The organism is Deinococcus multiflagellatus (assembly GCF_020166415.1).
Taxonomy (GTDB): domain Bacteria; phylum Deinococcota; class Deinococci; order Deinococcales; family Deinococcaceae; genus Deinococcus; species Deinococcus multiflagellatus.
This window is the reverse complement of the sequence record NZ_JAIQXV010000001.1, coordinates 488,763-504,002: the sequence shown is the minus strand read 5'-3', so window position 1 is coordinate 504,002 and position 15,240 is coordinate 488,763. Positions and strand designations below refer to the sequence as shown.

Here is a 15,240-nt window from a genome sequence, read left to right as displayed (position 1 = left end):
TGGGGATTTTAAGCGCAGGAAGCCACGATAGGAATAGTCCCAGGCGCCTGCAACTCGCGGCTCTTGAGGCCGTCTGGGTTGTAACCCCAGATGTCGACGGCCACATTGCCCATCGTGCTAGGGGTGACGACAATAGCCTGTGCTGCGAGTTTCTGAGCGGCCAAAGTAGGGCCGCCGCTACGTGCCGACAGAGGCAGGGCACCCGCACCAATCGTGTAAGTGAACGTATCGCGCCCGCTCGTATTAGCACCAAAGACATTGGTCGACACTTCTTTCGAAGAGGTGCTGCCATTTCTCGTTGTGGTGAAGCGTGCGCCCAGCTGGCTCAGGGGGCCAGACCAGCTGACGTCCAGATACAGACGTGTCTGACGGTCATTGCAGATAACGTAGTTCCGCTTCGTCTGACCGTTTTCTACTGTTTCGTAGTAATAGTCAGAGGTGTAGCTATTCAGTTGCGTAATAGTCACGGGCTGTGCAGTCGGCCCCGTAACCGTCACGTTACAACTTGCCAGAACACCCATAAGGCCCAATGCGGCCAGCGCAGCTCTCTTCATGCCTCTCACTGTGCCTGTCGAAGCTGACGGGCTTGTGATGGTGGATTGAGCGTCTCTGAGGACAATGCATAAAGCGCCCCGAACCTGCTGGGGCGCCTTTGGAACAAGGTGACTTACTGGCTGAGCGGCTGGGCGGTCGAGGCCAGCGTGCACTGGCGATAGACAGGGATTCTGGCCACGTTTTTGCTCGTTAGGGGGAAGCTGGAAGTCTTGGTGCGAATGGTTAAGTCGGCGTAGAAATTCCCCACAGCAGCGCCAGTAGTGGTCACCAGCTTGGTATTTCGCTCTTCAGGTTTAGGCTCAACAACGATAGAGGAGGGTAGGAATCGCCCAGTCGCACTATTCGCATTGAAGATGGCAAGGTAAGAACCATCGGGTCGAGTCTTCAATTGCCCTGCGGGAATGTCTTGGACGAAAAACGAGTCATACTGACTGTCGGTGCCGCCCTTGAGTTCAACACGTATGGATTGGATCTCACCTGCTGCTTCGAACTCCACGACTACTTGCGTTGCAGTTGAAGTCGTGTTTGTGGTCGGGTTAGTGATTTGGTCACAGCCGACGTGGCGCGCTGGTTGACCGGCTGTGCCGAGAGAAGTGGCATATTCCGTTTTCACTGCTCTGATGACGCCACTACCACTTCCATCTGGTGCAATGCCTGCACTCCCGCACGCGGCGAGGGTGGTCATGCTGCCCAGGGCGATCAGTGCCAGTCGTTTCATGAGGCCCACTGTGCCGCCTTCACCTGATGCAAATGTGACGCCCGCCTGAACTGGGCTTCAGGCGGGCTTAAAGCTTCGGTTTAGGCCATCGCCAGCGGTGCGCTCAGCGCGGCCGAGGCCGGGTCCAGGCGCGGCACTTCGGGGAGTTCGCGGCCCTGGGCATCCAGAATCTTGCCGTACATCATGTGCGGGGTGGCGTGCTCAATGCGCACGGCGTAAATGCCGGCGCGGTCGGCCCCAATGGCTTTGGGCACCACGGTGGGGTGGTTGCCGCGCGTGTGCCCTTCCAGAAAAGCGGGGTCGTGGGCGTCGCCGCGCAGCAGGACTTCCTGGATGGTGCCCACCTTCTCGGCGTTCTTGCGCGCGCTCCAGTCCTTCTGCCGGGCGATCAGGCGGCTCAGGCGCTCGGTCTTGACCTCGCGGGGCAGGTCTTCAAAGTGCTTGTAGCTGGGCGTGCCGGGACGGGCGCTGTATGCGAACATGTAGGCGCTGTCGTAGCCCACCTCGTCGTACAGGCTGAGGGTCTCCTGAAAGTCCTCCTCGGTCTCGCCGGGAAAGCCCACGATGATATCGGTGGCCAGCACGGCGCCGGGCAGGTGCCTCCGGATCTCGTCAATGTGCGAGAGGTACTTCTCGCGGGTGTACTCGCGGGCCATGCGGCGCAGCACGCGGTTGCTGCCGCTCTGCACCGGAAGGTGCACGAACTCGCAGATGGCGGGGGTTTCGGCCATCGCGGCGGCCACGTCCTCGGTGAAGTTCATGGGGTGGCTGGTGGTGAACTTCACGCGCCGCACGCCGCTCTGGCCCACCAGCCGCAGCAACCCTGCAAAGCTGGGGTAGCCGCCCAGGCGCGCGCCGCCGTCCACGCCGTAGGCGTTCACGTTCTGGCCCAGCAGCGTCACTTCCTGCACACCCGCCGCCAGCAGCGTGTCCAGTTCGCGCAGGATGTCGTCCGGGTGGCGGCTCACCTGCGGGCCGCGCGTGGTGGGCACGATGCAGTAGGTGCAATGGTGGTCGCAGCCACGCATGATCGTTAGGTGCGCCTGCAATTTGCCGGTGGGCGGCGGGGGAATGTGGTCGTGCAGCTCGTCCTTGAAGGCCAGGCCCCAGAAGCGCTCGTTGCCTTCCAGTGCCTTGCCAATATCCAGCAGGCTGCCGGGCCCCAGCAGCACATCCACGCCGAACTTGCGGGCCATCTGCTGGCCTTCGTCCAGCTGCGCGAGGCAGCCCATCATGCCCACCACCAGGGGCCGCTGCGCCTTGGTCTTGCGCAGGGTGCCCAGCACGCTGCGGACCTTTTCCACGGGTTTGCCCCGCACCGCGCAGGTGTTGATCAGCACGAAATCGGCCTCGTCCACCGTATCCACGATGTCGGCCCCGAAACTGACCAGTTGAGACTGAACGAGGTGCGTGTCGTACTCGTTCATTTGACAGCCGTATGTAATGAGATGCGCCTTGATACCTATCAACTCCTTCAGCCTGACGGAGGGATTCCGGGGCCTTTGGCGCGCCCTGCGTGGGTGCAGGGGCGAACGCTGAATTGTACTGTGTGCGCCGGGCCGCTGCGCGTTTCCCTGCGCGCCCTACGGCACCCATTTCAGGGTGAGGGGATAGCGCACCGCATTCACGGTGAGGGTGCCGGTCAGGAGGTTGCGCACCTGCACCGCGCTGAGGGTGGCGCCCGCTTTCAGGGGGATATTGCTGATGCCAAAGCCCAGCACGCTGGCGTTCAGGCGCGCTGTCTCGGCGGGGGTGATTCGCGCTGTCAGGGTGTCACCCTCTGGGCCAGGCAGCAGGGTGCCTTCCAGCACAAAGGTGTCGCCGCTGCTGAGGTTGCGGTAGGCCCCCTTGACCTCGTGGGTCAAGGGATTGACGGTGTAGCTCACGCGCACGCGCTGGGGCAGCAGCAGGACCCGCACCTCACCCTCATAGGTCATCACTGGTTGGGCCTGCGGGGCGGGGGCGCAGGCGGCGAGGCCAGCGGCCAGCGAGAGGCAGAACAGCCGCTTCACTGCGCACCCTCCAGGCCCAGGGCCAGCCCCAGCAGGTGGTCATCCTGCCCCGCGCGGCCCACCAGTTGCACGCCCACGAAAGGGGTAGGCGAGGGCCACGCCACCACGGGCACCCCCAGGAGGCTGAAGGGCGCGGTCAGCCTCAGCACGGCGCGGCGCAGCGGCACAGGCCCGCCGGGCAATGCCAGTTCCTCCTGGCCGATCAGGGGTGGCGGGCAGGGCACGGTGGGGGCCAGCAGCACCTGGGCGCGGGCGAACAGGGCGTCCAGTTCGGCGCGGTAGGCCGCGCGGCGGGCCTGGGCGGCCCCGCGCTCGGCTTCGGTCAGGGCCGCGCCCTGCCGCAGGGCAGCCAGGGTGAAGGGCAGGAAAGGCGGGTCGCCCTGGGCCAGTGCGGCCCGGTGCACCGCCGCCGCCTCGCCCAGCACGGTGGGTGAGTAGGCGTCCAGCACCTCGGGGAAAGTGACGGGCTCGACCGTAGCCCCCAGGGCCTGCACCTGCGCGGCCACGGCGTGCGTGGCGGCTTCCACCTCCGGGGTCACCCAGCCGCTGGGGAGCCACAGCCCCACCCGTACCCCGGCCCACGGCGCTGGGTGAACAGGCTGGCCGGTCAGGGCGCCGTGCACCCGGGCGATGGTCTGCACGTCGCGCGCCAGCGGGCCCGCATGGTCGCAGCTGGGTGACAGGGGCAAGATCCCTTGGGTGGGCCACGCCGGATGGTCCTTGGTGGGCTTGAAGCCGGCGACCCCACACCACGCCGCCGGAATGCGGATGCTGCCGCCTGTATCGGTGCCCAGGGCGAAATCCACCTGCTCCAGCGCCACGCTGACGGCCGCGCCGCTGCTGCTGCCCCCGGGCACATGGCCGGGCCAGAAGGGATGCTCGGTGCCGCCGTGCCCGTTGTGGCCGGTGATCCCCAGCGCAATTTCATGCAGGTGGGTCTTGCCAGCGGCGCTGGCGCCCAGGGCCAGCAGGCGGGCCACCAGGGGGCTGGGTCCGGGGTCGGGCACCGGGGCGCGGGTGCTGGCCTGCAGCGGCCAACCGGGCACGCCGAACAGGTCTTTCACGCTGAAGGTCAGCCCTGCCAGGGGGCCCTGGGCCGCCCCGGGGAGGGGAGAGGCCGGGCGGTAGGCCCAGGCGCGCTGGGGATCGGGGAGGGGGAGAGCACTCACGCCCTTCAGGGTAAGGGAGGCCGGGTGGGGTTGGTTGGGGCGGCAAGGGGAGGCTTTGAGCGTAGGGGGAAACGTGGTGGAGGCTGCCTGTCCACCCCCACCTGGCCTCCTCCATCAAGGGGGAGGAGAAAAGAAGGCAGTGGGGGCCGTCTCCCTGCCGAGCGCGGAGAAAGTTCTCGCTGTGAGAGGCCGAGTACAGGTCAACAGCTGGGGCATCCCAAGCAGCCTCTTACCGCACTTGATTGGAAGAGTGCTGCGCTGTGACCTGCATTCGGTCACTGGCCTCAGAGCCGTGCAGTGCTGCCCCGACCGCGCTTCGTGCTCAGAACGGCAAAATGGCTGGCTGCTTCCATTGCCCCTGTGCCAGAGTAAACGGGCCGAAGGCCTGCAGCCCCAGCGGGCCCAGGTCGGCGCTGAACTGGCCGTCCAGGCGGTAGGTGACCAGCTGGCCGCGCGCCACCTTCAGGAACGAAGCCGCCGTGTTCAGCGACACCGGAATGGAGAGTTCGGCGGGCTGCAGGGCCTCGCCGCGTGCCGGAAGCGCCACGTTGGGAAAGCTCACCTGTCCCACCTCAAACCCGTCAACCACCAGGGCGCCGCCCAGGTTCGCCAGCCGCAGCGGCAGGGGATTGGGATTGGTCACGCGCAGGGTCACGCTCAGGTCGGCCACGGGGGCGGCGCCCAGGCCGCCGGGCAGGGTCAGGCGGGTCAGGCGGATGTTCTCCACGGCCACCTGCGGCACCTGAAACACCTGTTGCAGCGGCGCGCAGGCGCTCAGGCCCCCACACAGCACAGCGGCGAAGGTCACGGGCAGAAGGCGGCGTCCGGGCATGGCCTCACCTTAACGCGCCCGTCTTGCCCGATCCTGACCGGCCGCCGCACCACGCGGCCCTGCTACCCTGCCCGCATGCACCGCTTTGCCCCGCGCCTGTTCCCCGTCCTTCTCTCTGGCCTGCTGGCGGGCGCGGCCCAGGCGGCCACGCTGGAGTTTGGGGTGGCGTACAGCCGGCCCGGCAGCCCCCTGTGGGCCCGCGCCGGCATCAGCGATGTGGAGGTGCTGGGTGGCACCGCCGCCTTTGGCGTGGGCAACCGGGGCGCCGATCTGAGCTACGGCCGGGGGCTGGCCCTGCCGCCGCTGGGGGCCGTGAGCGCGCGCAGCAGCCTGCTGGTGACGTGGCAGGGCGGCGTGCGCGCCGGCAGCCGCGTGACCGGCAGCCTGGGGCCCGTGGCCCTGAACCTGGGCCTGAGTGCCTTTACGGTGGCGGCGCAGGCGGCCGATCCGCTGGCCCCCTTTGCCGAGGCCCCCACCGACCTCCGGGAGCGTGGGCTGAGCGGCGACGTGGCGGTGCGCTACCGCCTGTCGCGCGATCTGGTGGCGGTGGCTGGCGGCGAGTTCGGTGCGCAGCCGCACCTGCTGGCCGGGGTGGAGGGCCGCCGCGTGCTCACCCGCGCTGTGTCCGCCGAAGCCGAGGCGCCCGCGCCCGAATCCGCCCCCACCGACAGCGCCCCGGCGGACGAGGCCCCCGCCGAAGAAGCGCCGGCCGCCGAACCCGAGCAGGAGACGGTGGGCACCCTCTCGTGGCGCCTGGGGGCCCGTGCGGGGCGCGGGGTGCTGGGCCTCAGCGGCGGCCTGGGCTACGCCACCGAAAGCGGCCTGAGCCTGGGCCTGGACGCCCTGGTGGGCCCGCAGACCTTCGGGGTCACGGGCAGCGTATCGGCCGCCGAGGTGCTGGGCGAGGGCAGCACGCTGCGCCTGTACGCCGCCTACGAACCCTGGCGCACGGCCAGCACCCCGCTGCGCGCGGGCCTGGAAGCCACCTGGACCGCCGGCCCCGGCACCCTGGCCCTGAATGTCAGCGGGGGGCGCACCCGCAGCGGCGGCCTGGGCTACGGCGCGCGGGTCTCTTACGCCCTGCCGCTGGGCACGCAGCCCTGACCCTGGCCTGACGAAAAAGCCGCGCCAGTGCGAGGCTAAACCTGCCGTCAGGTGTGCGCGTGCCTTCTCATGCGTGGGGGCGGGATACTGCCGCGTATGACCCGACGCCTCACCCTGACCCTGCTGGCCGCCCTGCTGCCGGTGGCCGGTGCCCAGACCGCCCAGGACATCCTTGCCAAAGTGGACGCCGCCCAGAAGGCCGCCAAGGACGTGTCCTTCCGGCTCAGTGGCACCGCCGCCCTGGACAGCAGCACCCAGAAAATCGACATGACCATCAAGGCCATTCCCGCCCAGAGCGTGGCCCGCGTGCAGTTCGCTGCCCCTGACGCGCTGGCCGACAACGTGGTGGTGGCCGACAAGAACGAGGTGCGGCAGTACCTGTACCTTACCAACCAGATCACCGTGACCAGCACCAAAAAGGCCGCCGACGCCGCGGGCTTCGGCTTCGACTTCACCCAGCTGAGCAACACGGCGACCCTGCTGAGCGGCTACAACGTCAAACTGCTGGGCACCAGCGGCGCGGCGGGCGCGCGGCAGTACCAGCTGGAAGCCACCGCCAAGAGCGGCAGCGGTGACCGCACCCGCGTCTGGATCACCGAAGCGGGCTGGCGTCCCACCCGCATTCAGATGCTCAGCAGCGCGGGCAAGACCGTGGCCGACCTGACCGTGTCCAACTACCGCGTGAACAGCGGTCTGACCCCCGCCGCCCTGCGCGCCCTGCCCAAGGACGCACAGATTATTCGCCAGTAAAAACCGCCATGAGGTGGGTGCGCCCGGGGTCTGAACAAGGCTCCGGGCGCACCGCTGTGGCGTGTGTCTAGCTGTAAAGCGGCCCCCCGTACCTTGGAGCGCTGGCCTCTTGACCCTTCAATGCTGTTGGTCCGGCTGTCTGCGCTCCCTCCTGACTTCCTCCACCGCAAAGCGGTGAAGGGTGACCCCCTCAAGCCCCGTGGGTTCTACCCCCAGACCACAAAAAAGTCCCCGCCGTGTGGCGGGGGTGTCGATGAAACTTTTTTAGGCCGGGGGGGTTAGTTCAGGACGCGGCGGGCACCGTCGTAGCGGCTGGCCCAGTAGGCGTTGCTGAACAGGGGCTCAATGACCGTGCGGCCGTGGTAGCTGTTGGCGTTGGCCATCATGCCGTCGCCCATGTAGATCCCCACGTGGCTGGCGGTGCGGCCCATGGTGTTGAAGAACACGAGGTCACCCGCGCGCAGATCGCGGCGGCTCACGGGGCTGCCCACGCGCCACTGGGCGGCGGCGGTGCGGGGCAGGTTGATGCCCAGCTGGCGGAACACGTTCATGGTGTAACCGCTGCAGTCAATGCCGCCGCGCCCGGTGCCGCCCAGGGCGTAGCGGATGCCCAGGAAGTTGCTGGCAGCGGCGCGCACGTAGGCGCTGCCTGCGCTGCGGGCGACCGGGGCCGGGGCCGCCTGGACAGGGCGCGCCGCACTGGGGGCGTTGCCGCCGGTGCTCAGTTTCTGGCCCACCTGAATGGTGCTGCTGCCGAGTTTATTCAGCTTCATCAGGGTGGGGGCGTCCACGCCGGTGGCCTTGGCAATGGAGTACAGGGTGTCACCGGGCTTCACGGTGTAGGTGGCGGCGCTGGCGGTGCTCGAAAGCGCCAGGACGGTCAGGAGGGCACGAGAGAGTTTCATCGACAGGGGCAGTTTATCGTCTCTTTATTTAGTTGTCCTTAATTCTTGGAAATCTGGGGGTCAGGTATGCGCCTATACGGTTTTTATGCGTCCTCTGGGACCAGTGCCTGCCCCTTCATGAGCCCCCCAAGTTCAGAATTCTCAAGTCTAGGCTCATGTTTTCAGATTTAGGGCTTCTGCCGTGACTCAGGCACTTTTCGCTGAATGCCGGGTTTCCGATATTCTCATCTTACTCATGGTGGGTTTGGGCGGTTCTCTTTTGGAGGATGCGCAAGACCTCCTCCTGCCGATCAGAGGCAGCATGGAGGGGTGCCCTGGGCTGCGCCCCAGGCCGCAGCACTGTTCTGCCCCGCGCCGGGGACAGGTGGGGAAGGGGCACGCAGGCGGTAGGCTAGGAGGCAGCATGAAGGAGATCCTCTCGACCGAGCAGATTCAGCTGGGCCTGAAGCATTACCGCCGCATTGCGCGCCAGGACATGCTGCGGGCCAGCGAGACCCCCCATCCCGAGGCCTTTTTGAAGCACGCCGAGAGCCGCCGCGAGGTCTACGCCCAGTTGGGCACCTTTGCCGAGACCCACGGCCCCGACGACGTGATTGCCCGCGCGCTGGAGCTGTACCGCGCGCTGCCCTTTGCCACTGGCACCCCGGAGCACGCCCACCCCGACATCAAGGGCCAGGAAAACGCCCTGGAGAACTTTTTCCTGCTGGTGGGCCTGGACCCCAAGACCCGGCGCGAGGCCCGCAGCAAGCGCCCCCGCCTGAGCGAGTAACTGGGCCCCTACACTAAGGCGCGTGATGCCCCACCCGGATTTTGTTGGACTGGTGAACACCCTGCAGGCGACCGCCGAGGCCGCGCTGGGCGACCTGAACGCGGCGACCGCCAGCGCCGCGCGCGACGGCCTGCTCGACGAGCGCCGCGCCCGCCAGACCGCCGAACGCAGCCTGAAACTGCTGACCATGCTGGCCGAAAAAACCCGGGGCAACCTGGATTTCACCGAAGCTGAGCTGCTCAGTGACGCCATCACCAGCCTGCACGCCCGCCTGCAGGCGCCCGGCGCCCAGGGCTAGCGTGCGCGCCGTGCTTCAGCGGGTCACCCAGGCCCGCTGCACCGTGGCGGGGCAGGTGACCGGGGAGACCGGGCCGGGACTGCTCGTGCTGCTGGGCGTGGCCCCCGGCGACACCGAACAGACGGCTCAGGTGATGGCGGCCAAGATCGCCAGACTCCGTATTTTTGGCGACGAGGCCGGCAAGATGAACCGCAGCGTGCAGGACATGGGCGGCGGTATTCTCAGCATCAGCCAGTTCACGCTGTACGCCGATACCCGCAGCGGCAACCGCCCCAGTTTCACCGGCGCGGCCCCGCCCGAGCAGGCCCGCGCCCTGTACGCGGTCTTCAACGCCGCGCTGCGCGACCTGGGTCTGCCCGTGGGTGAAGGGGTCTTCGGCGCCCACATGGTCATCGACCTGACCAACGACGGCCCGGTGACCCTCACCCTGGACGTGGCGTAAAGACGGGCGGGAGGGTGCCGGCCCGGCCCTCTTTGTTCTCACCGCCGCTCACCCTATGCTGCGCCGCATGATCCGCCGCACCGCCCTGCTGGCCGCGCTCCTCTGTGTGGGGGGCGCGGCGGCCTATACTGTCAAACCCGGCGACACCCTGTATTCCATTGCGCGTGCCAACGGCACCACCGTCGAGGTGCTCGCGCGCCTGAACGGGCTGCAGGGCACTGCCCTGAAGGTGGGCCAGGAACTGAAGCTGCCGGGTGCGGCCACGGCGGCCACTCCGGCCGCGTCAGCCACCCCAGCGGCGCCGGTCACGCCTGCGCCCCTCCCCCCGGAGCAGCTGGCCCCCACACCCACCGGCGCGCGCATTGCGGGCGTGAACATCACCGTGCCCGCCAGCCTGCGCATGGGCGAGGCCTTTGTGGTGCGCCTCAGCGGCGCGCGGGCGGGTGAGGCCACCGTGCGCTTTCCCAGTGAGGTGGGCGAGGATGTGCGCCGCCCCAACGAGGCCCTGAAGCCGGTTGGCGCGGCGGGCGAATATGTGGTTCCCGGGCGCGTGGTGCTGGGCAAGACCACCCCGGTGGTTTACGAGGTCACGCTGGACGGCGCGCTGGTGCGCGGGCGCATCCCGGTGACCGGGCTGGATCAGCCTATCCAGCACCTGAACCTGCCCCCCCGCATCAGCAGCGTGCTGCAGGACCCCGCCCGCAAGGCCGAAGACGCCCTGGTGGAAGGCGCCTACGCGCGGCGCACCCCGCAGGCCTGGAGCCGCCCCTTTGCCCCGGCCCTGAAAGGCACGGCCCCCACCAGCAGTTCGTTCGGGCAGCCGCGCACCTACGTGGCGGGTGGCCCGGTGGCCTACCACTTCGGCACCGACTACCCGGCCAGAGCCGGCACCCCCGTCCTGGCCGTCAACGACGGCACAGTGGTGATCGCCGGGCGCTACCCGGTGCGCGGCGGCCTCGTGGTCATTGACCACGGCGCAGGAGTCACCAGCCTGTATTTCCACCAGAGCAAGGTGAGCGTGAAGGTGGGCCAGAAAGTGGCGCGCGGCGACAAGCTCGGCGAGGTGGGCAGCACGGGCCTGAGTGCCGGCCCCCACCTGCACCTGGAAATCCGCGTGCGGGGCGAGGGCACCAATCCCGCCAGCTGGATGAACCGCCTGTGGCCGCGCTGAGAGGCGGGTCTGTACGGACTTAGGGGTAAATGCCCTGTGGTGATTCCCTATCAAAACCCGTGGAGGGCAACGTAAAGTCGACTGCTTACGGTCTTTCTGCGATGCAGCGAACTCGAAGCTGACACCCGTACGATACGTTGTCAGCCGCGCTCAGGTCTGCGTTGTCCGTTAATGTCCGAAAGAGCGTAATGTCTGCAGCACTGATTCTCGCCTTACTTTGGCGAGAACTGTAGAGGCTTACAGGCCAGAGGATCACGTCAGATTTGAAGCTCAGCCGGCCATCCGGTACTAACCAGTGCTGCACTCCATACCAGGTGCCAGGTGCAATGTTCGCGCGCCTTGCATGGTCCTTTCTATCTACTTGACGATTTTGTGGCCTGATTTTGGATTGTACGGACTGGCAGTTCGGCCAGCAGGACATTGATGTCCTGATGCTCTCCGGCGTTCAGAAGCGCTAGGCCTCCCGCTCATGTGGATACCGGTCATGCATGACGGCGCGAGTGATCAGCGAATACGGAAAGCGCTTTTAAAGGGCTCCCCCACGGATTACCACGGGTGTCGCGTTCAATGTCAGCTCGTTGAACGAGAATATATTGGTGTGCAGTGTTTTCGATGGCTCAACGGGCTCAGTCACCTACTACGAATGTCGCAGGTGAGGTGATGTAACTGACATATAGTGGTCAACCAGCACCAAATCTGAGGCGAGACGCTCAGCGGAGCAAGGGGAAAACCTACACTCTACTCTGAACTCACAGGGTTTCGATGCTGCCAAACTAGGTATCACGTACAGAGAGCATGGACATCGCGCAGTTTCTGTCTTTTCTTGGAAATCGGCCTAACTACAGACTGTCGTACTGCATCCTCCTCTGTAACTGTGGCGAAACTTAAACGCTCTTGTACTCCTCAGCCCAACTGTGTGTCCCAGTAAAATGCGGTAATCTAAGGCATGCTCGATCTTTCTGCTTTTGCTTTTGGTCAACTCTGCAATACCTTCTTGACCGGGAATTTGTAAAATGCCCCTCACTCCTAAAGCTTTCCTGGTCATCGTTGTTACGGTATGGGTCGTCGGTGTGGGTTTGGCTTTACAACACAATGCGAATAAAAGATTACAGGAAAGAAAGGCACAAGAAGTGGCGCTGCGAGCAAAAATTGTTCCTTTTGAGCAAGATACTGCGCTGGATTTCAGGGACGATTCGCCATACTTTAAAATAAAGATCGAAGCATCTGAAACGTTTGAATTTATACAAGAAGATATCGATAGGTTCTATATTTACGATAGGAGTCGACGCATCAATCTTAGGATTGGCTTGCATACAGTTGGATCGAGGGGAGGTCATTTGGAGTCAAGAAATATTATCGAGACAAAGAAGGTGGGAAAAAGAGAGATTGTTATTGGAAGGCAGCGGTCGAGATTTTTCGTTAACTCCTCTGAAATTTTAGAGCTTGGCATGCCTATTGTGGTGGAGTGCTACGGATCGGTCGATAATAGAGAGCAGGTATTGGAGATAGAGCGGGCGTGCGCGAGCGTCAGCGTCACGAGGCGATAGAGCACGGCCACCGCAGTCTCGAGCCTCTCTGTTTTCAATCCGATACATCTGACTACCAGTCAAAACTCGTAACAGCCAAGGAAAAATCGGCTCCAGTAGGGTATTTCTGCGATGAAAACCCAGAAACGACACCCACACGATACCTTGCAGACCGCCCTGCGGTCTTCGTTTCCAATTGATGCCCGCCGCCTCGAGGTGCTGGCGGCCCTGATCCTGGCAATGATTCAGGCGCGCAGCGTTGTGCTGTACACGCTGAAGACCCATGTACATCTCCCTGGCTCATTGGAGACGCGATACCAACGGTTACGCCGCTTTGTCCGATTTGAATTTCCCGACCATCTCTTTGCGCGTTTCGCGTTGTCCTTCCTACCAGACAGTGAGCTGCACCTGATCTTAGACCGCACCAATTGGAAGCTCGGCAAGCAGGATGTCAATATCTTGCTGCTTTCTGCCGTCTGGGACGGCTTCAGTCTGCCGCTGATGTGGGTGCTGCTCCCCCACGGCGGGAGCAGTTCGCAACAGGTGCGTGAAGCACTCCTGACCCGGTTCCTTCAGTGCTGCCCCGAGCGACGCATTGGAAGCTTGCTGGCAGACCGCGAGTTCATCGGCACGTCGTGGTTCACGTTTCTGGAGAAGCACGGCATCGCGCCCTGTATTCGTCTCCCAGCAACAGCCACCATCGGAACCGGCAAGCTGCCGGTCTGGGCCTGCTTTAAAAAGCTTCAGACGGGTGAGATTCGCTGTTGGCATCGCCGGATGGTCGTCTATGGCGTGTCGTTGCGCCTATGTGCCACCAAGAATGCCGCTGGAGACGTCCTGTATCTCGCCTATCGGGGCCACGCTTCTGTGAATCTCCGCCGCTATGCCCAGCGCTGGCAGGCAGAAACTCTGCACTCAGCTCTCAAAACCAGAGGCTTCCATCTGGAAGACACCGGCCTGACGCAGGCTGAACGTGTCTCAACGCTGTTCACCTGCGTGTCTGCCGCCTTTATCTGGGCTTGCGTGACGGGCCAAATCATCGCCACTCGACAGCCCGAGAAACGGAAGAAACACGGACACCGCACGGTGTCCGTGTTCCGACTCGGCCTCGACCATCTTCAAGATCTGTTGCTTCACCCTTCGCCTGTCTCCTGGCGAGTTTTACATGTGCTCATGCCTTTGAGTGCTCGTCAGACACAGGGCCAACCTTCAGCTGACGGGGCAGGCCAGCAAGGAGCAGGACAACGAAGGGGTGAGCGGCGCAGGGAAGCTGTCTATGCGGCGCGCGGTCCCGTTTACTTCAGATAGAGCTCGCCCGGCAGGGGCAACTTGCGGTATTCCAGGTTCGACCAGTTCGGTTTTGATCGATAGCCGTTGATGTCAATCAAGTTCCAGCCTGGAGTGAAATCAATGTCCACGGTGTATCGGGTGTCGGCATACGTCGTGGGGTCGTTCGTCAGGCAGCTTTCAGCCAGGTGAATGCTGCCTTCACCTACGGCGTACACCAGATACTGTGCCCGCGACAGCTCGTTCGGCGTCAACCGAATATACACATGTTCGGGCTGTGTGGCCTGGTCTTTGAGCACAGAAAAGTTAAGCCAAGTGGTACGCACACGATTCAAATCTACGGTTCCGCTCCGCTTGACATCAGAGACACCGGTTCCTTCGCATAACGAGCCGAAATTGGGCTGTGCAGCCACGAGATGCAGAGGCCGCTCTTCCAAGATGGCGGTGAACCGGCCATTGGGCTGGAGCGTGACGGTTCCGACCGTATCGCCGCCTCCCATCCCCTTCCTTGACCCTTCAAGCCGTATCTGAGCATTAGGGCTGGCACGCCAGCTCGCATCAAGCGTGCCGGTGAGGGTCATGGCTCCCGGATTGATCGGCGGCAGATGTGGATCCACCACCGGGGTAGCCGTCCTACAGCCTGCGAGCAGTGTCGGCAAAATCAGGAAGGCGGTCGTGACCAAGGTTCTAAGCATCTGGACGTATCCTAGGCCTCAGCTGTCACGGAACACTTACGTGCTTCTCATGCGGATCTTCAGTGCAGTTCCAAGACGCCTCACGAGTTTTGACTGGTAGTCAGCGATACATACGCTGCATGCGGTATGGCTCACCAGATAGAGGGTTCTGACGGGTGGCAGCACCCTTGGGCGCTCTCCGCCCCGGCTGGGAAAGGCTGCACTATGCTCTGGCGCATGGCCCCGCTCCGCGACCTGTTGATCGTCACGCCCCACTCTTCCGGGCAGCTGCCGGCGGACGTGCTGTGGGGCATGCTGGGCGAGGCGATGTTCGACACAGCTGCGCGCGAGGCCCTGCTGCGGCGCGTGTTTCTGGACGGCGATCCCTACACCGACCTGCTGTACCACCTCCCCGGCGCCCGCCACATACAGGCCCCCTGGAGCCGCTTTGCCGCCGACCTCAACCGCGAGCGTGCGGACCGGGCCGACAACGGGGTGCTGAAACTCACGAGCTTTGACCGGGACACGCTGTATCCCCCCGGCTTTGTGCTGGGCGAGGAGGCCCGCGAGGACCGCCTGCGCCGCCTGTGGGACCCGTTCGACGCGCTGCTCTCGGCCGAAGCGCCGCGCAGCCGCCTGATGATCGTGGGGCACGCGATGGCGCCGCACGGCCCGGCCCTGGGCCACGACACTGGAAAGCCGCGCCCCGCCATCTGCCTGATGCCGGGCACCGCCGAGGCCCCCACCTTTCCGCTGGCCTTGTGGCCCGCGCTGCAGCAGGCCGCCGAGCAGGCGTTTGCCCCAGCGCTGGCCCACAGCCCCGACCCCCGGGTGACTGTGGGCGAACCCTGGAGCACCGATACCCTCAGCCGCGTGCACGGGGCGCGCGCCGGGATTCCGGCATTCGGCATTGAGTTCAATACGGCGCTGTACCTGCACGGCGGGCAGCCCCAGGATGAGCAGTTGCGCACCCTGAACCGGGGCTTTATCGCCTTTGCCGGGGCGGCGCTGGGGCTGCTGGCCTAACC

16 protein-coding genes and 1 pseudogene are annotated in these 15,240 nt (G+C 64.9%); 9 read left to right on the top strand and 8 right to left on the bottom strand.

Annotated elements, in window-relative coordinates:
• Positions 1 to 8 precede the first annotated feature (8 nt).
• The 6 genes from K7W41_RS02350 to K7W41_RS02325 all read right to left on the bottom strand — a co-directional run bounded on the left by K7W41_RS02350 (position 9) and on the right by K7W41_RS02325 (position 5,286).
• Positions 9 to 554: a hypothetical protein gene (locus K7W41_RS02350; RefSeq protein WP_224604275.1), complete on the bottom strand. Its 546-nt coding sequence runs from the start codon at positions 552 to 554 to the stop codon at positions 9 to 11.
• A 113-nt stretch (positions 555 to 667) separates the two neighbouring features.
• Positions 668 to 1,273: a hypothetical protein gene (locus tag K7W41_RS02345; protein ID WP_224604274.1), complete on the bottom strand. Its 606-nt coding sequence runs from the start codon at positions 1,271 to 1,273 to the stop codon at positions 668 to 670.
• An 80-nt stretch (positions 1,274 to 1,353) separates the two neighbouring features.
• Entirely contained in the window at positions 1,354 to 2,733 is a 1,380-nt protein-coding gene (miaB, locus tag K7W41_RS02340; RefSeq protein ID WP_224604567.1) for a tRNA (N6-isopentenyl adenosine(37)-C2)-methylthiotransferase MiaB, read from the bottom strand.
• A 123-nt stretch (positions 2,734 to 2,856) separates the two neighbouring features.
• The gene (locus K7W41_RS02335) at positions 2,857 to 3,285 is read right to left on the bottom strand and encodes a hypothetical protein (RefSeq protein ID WP_224604273.1); all 429 of its coding nucleotides are present in this window, start codon (positions 3,283 to 3,285) and stop codon (positions 2,857 to 2,859) included.
• Positions 3,282 to 4,454: an amidase gene (locus K7W41_RS02330; RefSeq protein ID WP_224604272.1), complete on the bottom strand. Its 1,173-nt coding sequence runs from the start codon at positions 4,452 to 4,454 to the stop codon at positions 3,282 to 3,284. Before K7W41_RS02330 ends, K7W41_RS02335 begins: the two co-directional genes overlap by 4 nt.
• A 322-nt stretch (positions 4,455 to 4,776) precedes the next feature.
• Positions 4,777 to 5,286, bottom strand: coding sequence for an LEA type 2 family protein (locus K7W41_RS02325; RefSeq protein ID WP_224604271.1), 510 nt, complete (start codon positions 5,284 to 5,286; stop codon positions 4,777 to 4,779).
• Positions 5,287 to 5,361: 75 nt separating this feature from the next.
• On the opposite strand from K7W41_RS02325, the gene K7W41_RS02320 reads away from it, so the two are divergent.
• Positions 5,362 to 6,390, top strand: a complete 1,029-nt coding sequence (locus tag K7W41_RS02320) for a hypothetical protein (protein WP_224604270.1) — start codon at positions 5,362 to 5,364, stop codon at positions 6,388 to 6,390.
• A gap of 96 nt (positions 6,391 to 6,486) precedes the next feature.
• Positions 6,487 to 7,140 carry an outer membrane lipoprotein carrier protein LolA gene (locus tag K7W41_RS02315; protein ID WP_224604269.1) on the top strand — a complete coding sequence of 218 codons (654 nt, stop codon included), beginning with the start codon at positions 6,487 to 6,489 and terminating at the stop codon, positions 7,138 to 7,140.
• 278 nt (positions 7,141 to 7,418) lie between these two features.
• Here the strand turns inward: K7W41_RS02315 and K7W41_RS02310 are convergent, their stop codons facing one another.
• Positions 7,419 to 8,045 carry a C40 family peptidase gene (locus tag K7W41_RS02310; protein ID WP_224604268.1) on the bottom strand — a complete coding sequence of 209 codons (627 nt, stop codon included), beginning with the start codon at positions 8,043 to 8,045 and terminating at the stop codon, positions 7,419 to 7,421.
• Positions 8,046 to 8,448: 403 nt separating this feature from the next.
• Here K7W41_RS02310 and K7W41_RS02305 point away from each other — a divergent pair, with 403 nt between their 5' ends.
• From K7W41_RS02305 to K7W41_RS02280, 6 genes and pseudogenes are all read left to right on the top strand, one after another.
• The gene (locus K7W41_RS02305) at positions 8,449 to 8,814 is read left to right on the top strand and encodes a hypothetical protein (protein ID WP_224604267.1); all 366 of its coding nucleotides are present in this window, start codon (positions 8,449 to 8,451) and stop codon (positions 8,812 to 8,814) included.
• Between the two features lie 25 nt (positions 8,815 to 8,839).
• Positions 8,840 to 9,112 (top strand): DUF1844 domain-containing protein, encoded by a 273-nt coding sequence (locus K7W41_RS02300; RefSeq protein ID WP_224604565.1) that lies wholly within the window; start codon positions 8,840 to 8,842, stop codon positions 9,110 to 9,112.
• 1 nt (position 9,113) lies between these two features.
• The gene (gene dtd / locus K7W41_RS02295) at positions 9,114 to 9,554 is read left to right on the top strand and encodes a D-aminoacyl-tRNA deacylase (RefSeq protein WP_224604266.1); all 441 of its coding nucleotides are present in this window, start codon (positions 9,114 to 9,116) and stop codon (positions 9,552 to 9,554) included.
• Between the two features lie 67 nt (positions 9,555 to 9,621).
• Positions 9,622 to 10,725 (top strand): LysM peptidoglycan-binding domain-containing M23 family metallopeptidase, encoded by a 1,104-nt coding sequence (locus tag K7W41_RS02290; RefSeq protein ID WP_224604263.1) that lies wholly within the window; start codon positions 9,622 to 9,624, stop codon positions 10,723 to 10,725.
• Positions 10,726 to 11,738: 1,013 nt separating this feature from the next.
• Entirely contained in the window at positions 11,739 to 12,272 is a 534-nt protein-coding gene (locus tag K7W41_RS02285) for a hypothetical protein (protein WP_224604261.1), read from the top strand.
• A gap of 111 nt (positions 12,273 to 12,383) precedes the next feature.
• Positions 12,384 to 13,430, top strand: a pseudogene (locus tag K7W41_RS02280) (IS4 family transposase); the annotation flags it as partial.
• 116 nt (positions 13,431 to 13,546) lie between these two features.
• Here the strand turns inward: K7W41_RS02280 and K7W41_RS02275 are convergent.
• On the bottom strand, positions 13,547 to 14,233 hold the full coding sequence (locus tag K7W41_RS02275; protein ID WP_224604259.1) for a hypothetical protein: 687 nt from the start codon (positions 14,231 to 14,233) through the stop codon (positions 13,547 to 13,549).
• Positions 14,234 to 14,449: 216 nt separating this feature from the next.
• Here K7W41_RS02275 and K7W41_RS02270 point away from each other — a divergent pair, with 216 nt between their 5' ends.
• Positions 14,450 to 15,238, top strand: a complete 789-nt coding sequence (locus K7W41_RS02270; protein WP_224604256.1) for an N-formylglutamate amidohydrolase — start codon at positions 14,450 to 14,452, stop codon at positions 15,236 to 15,238.
• Positions 15,239 to 15,240 lie beyond the last annotated feature (2 nt).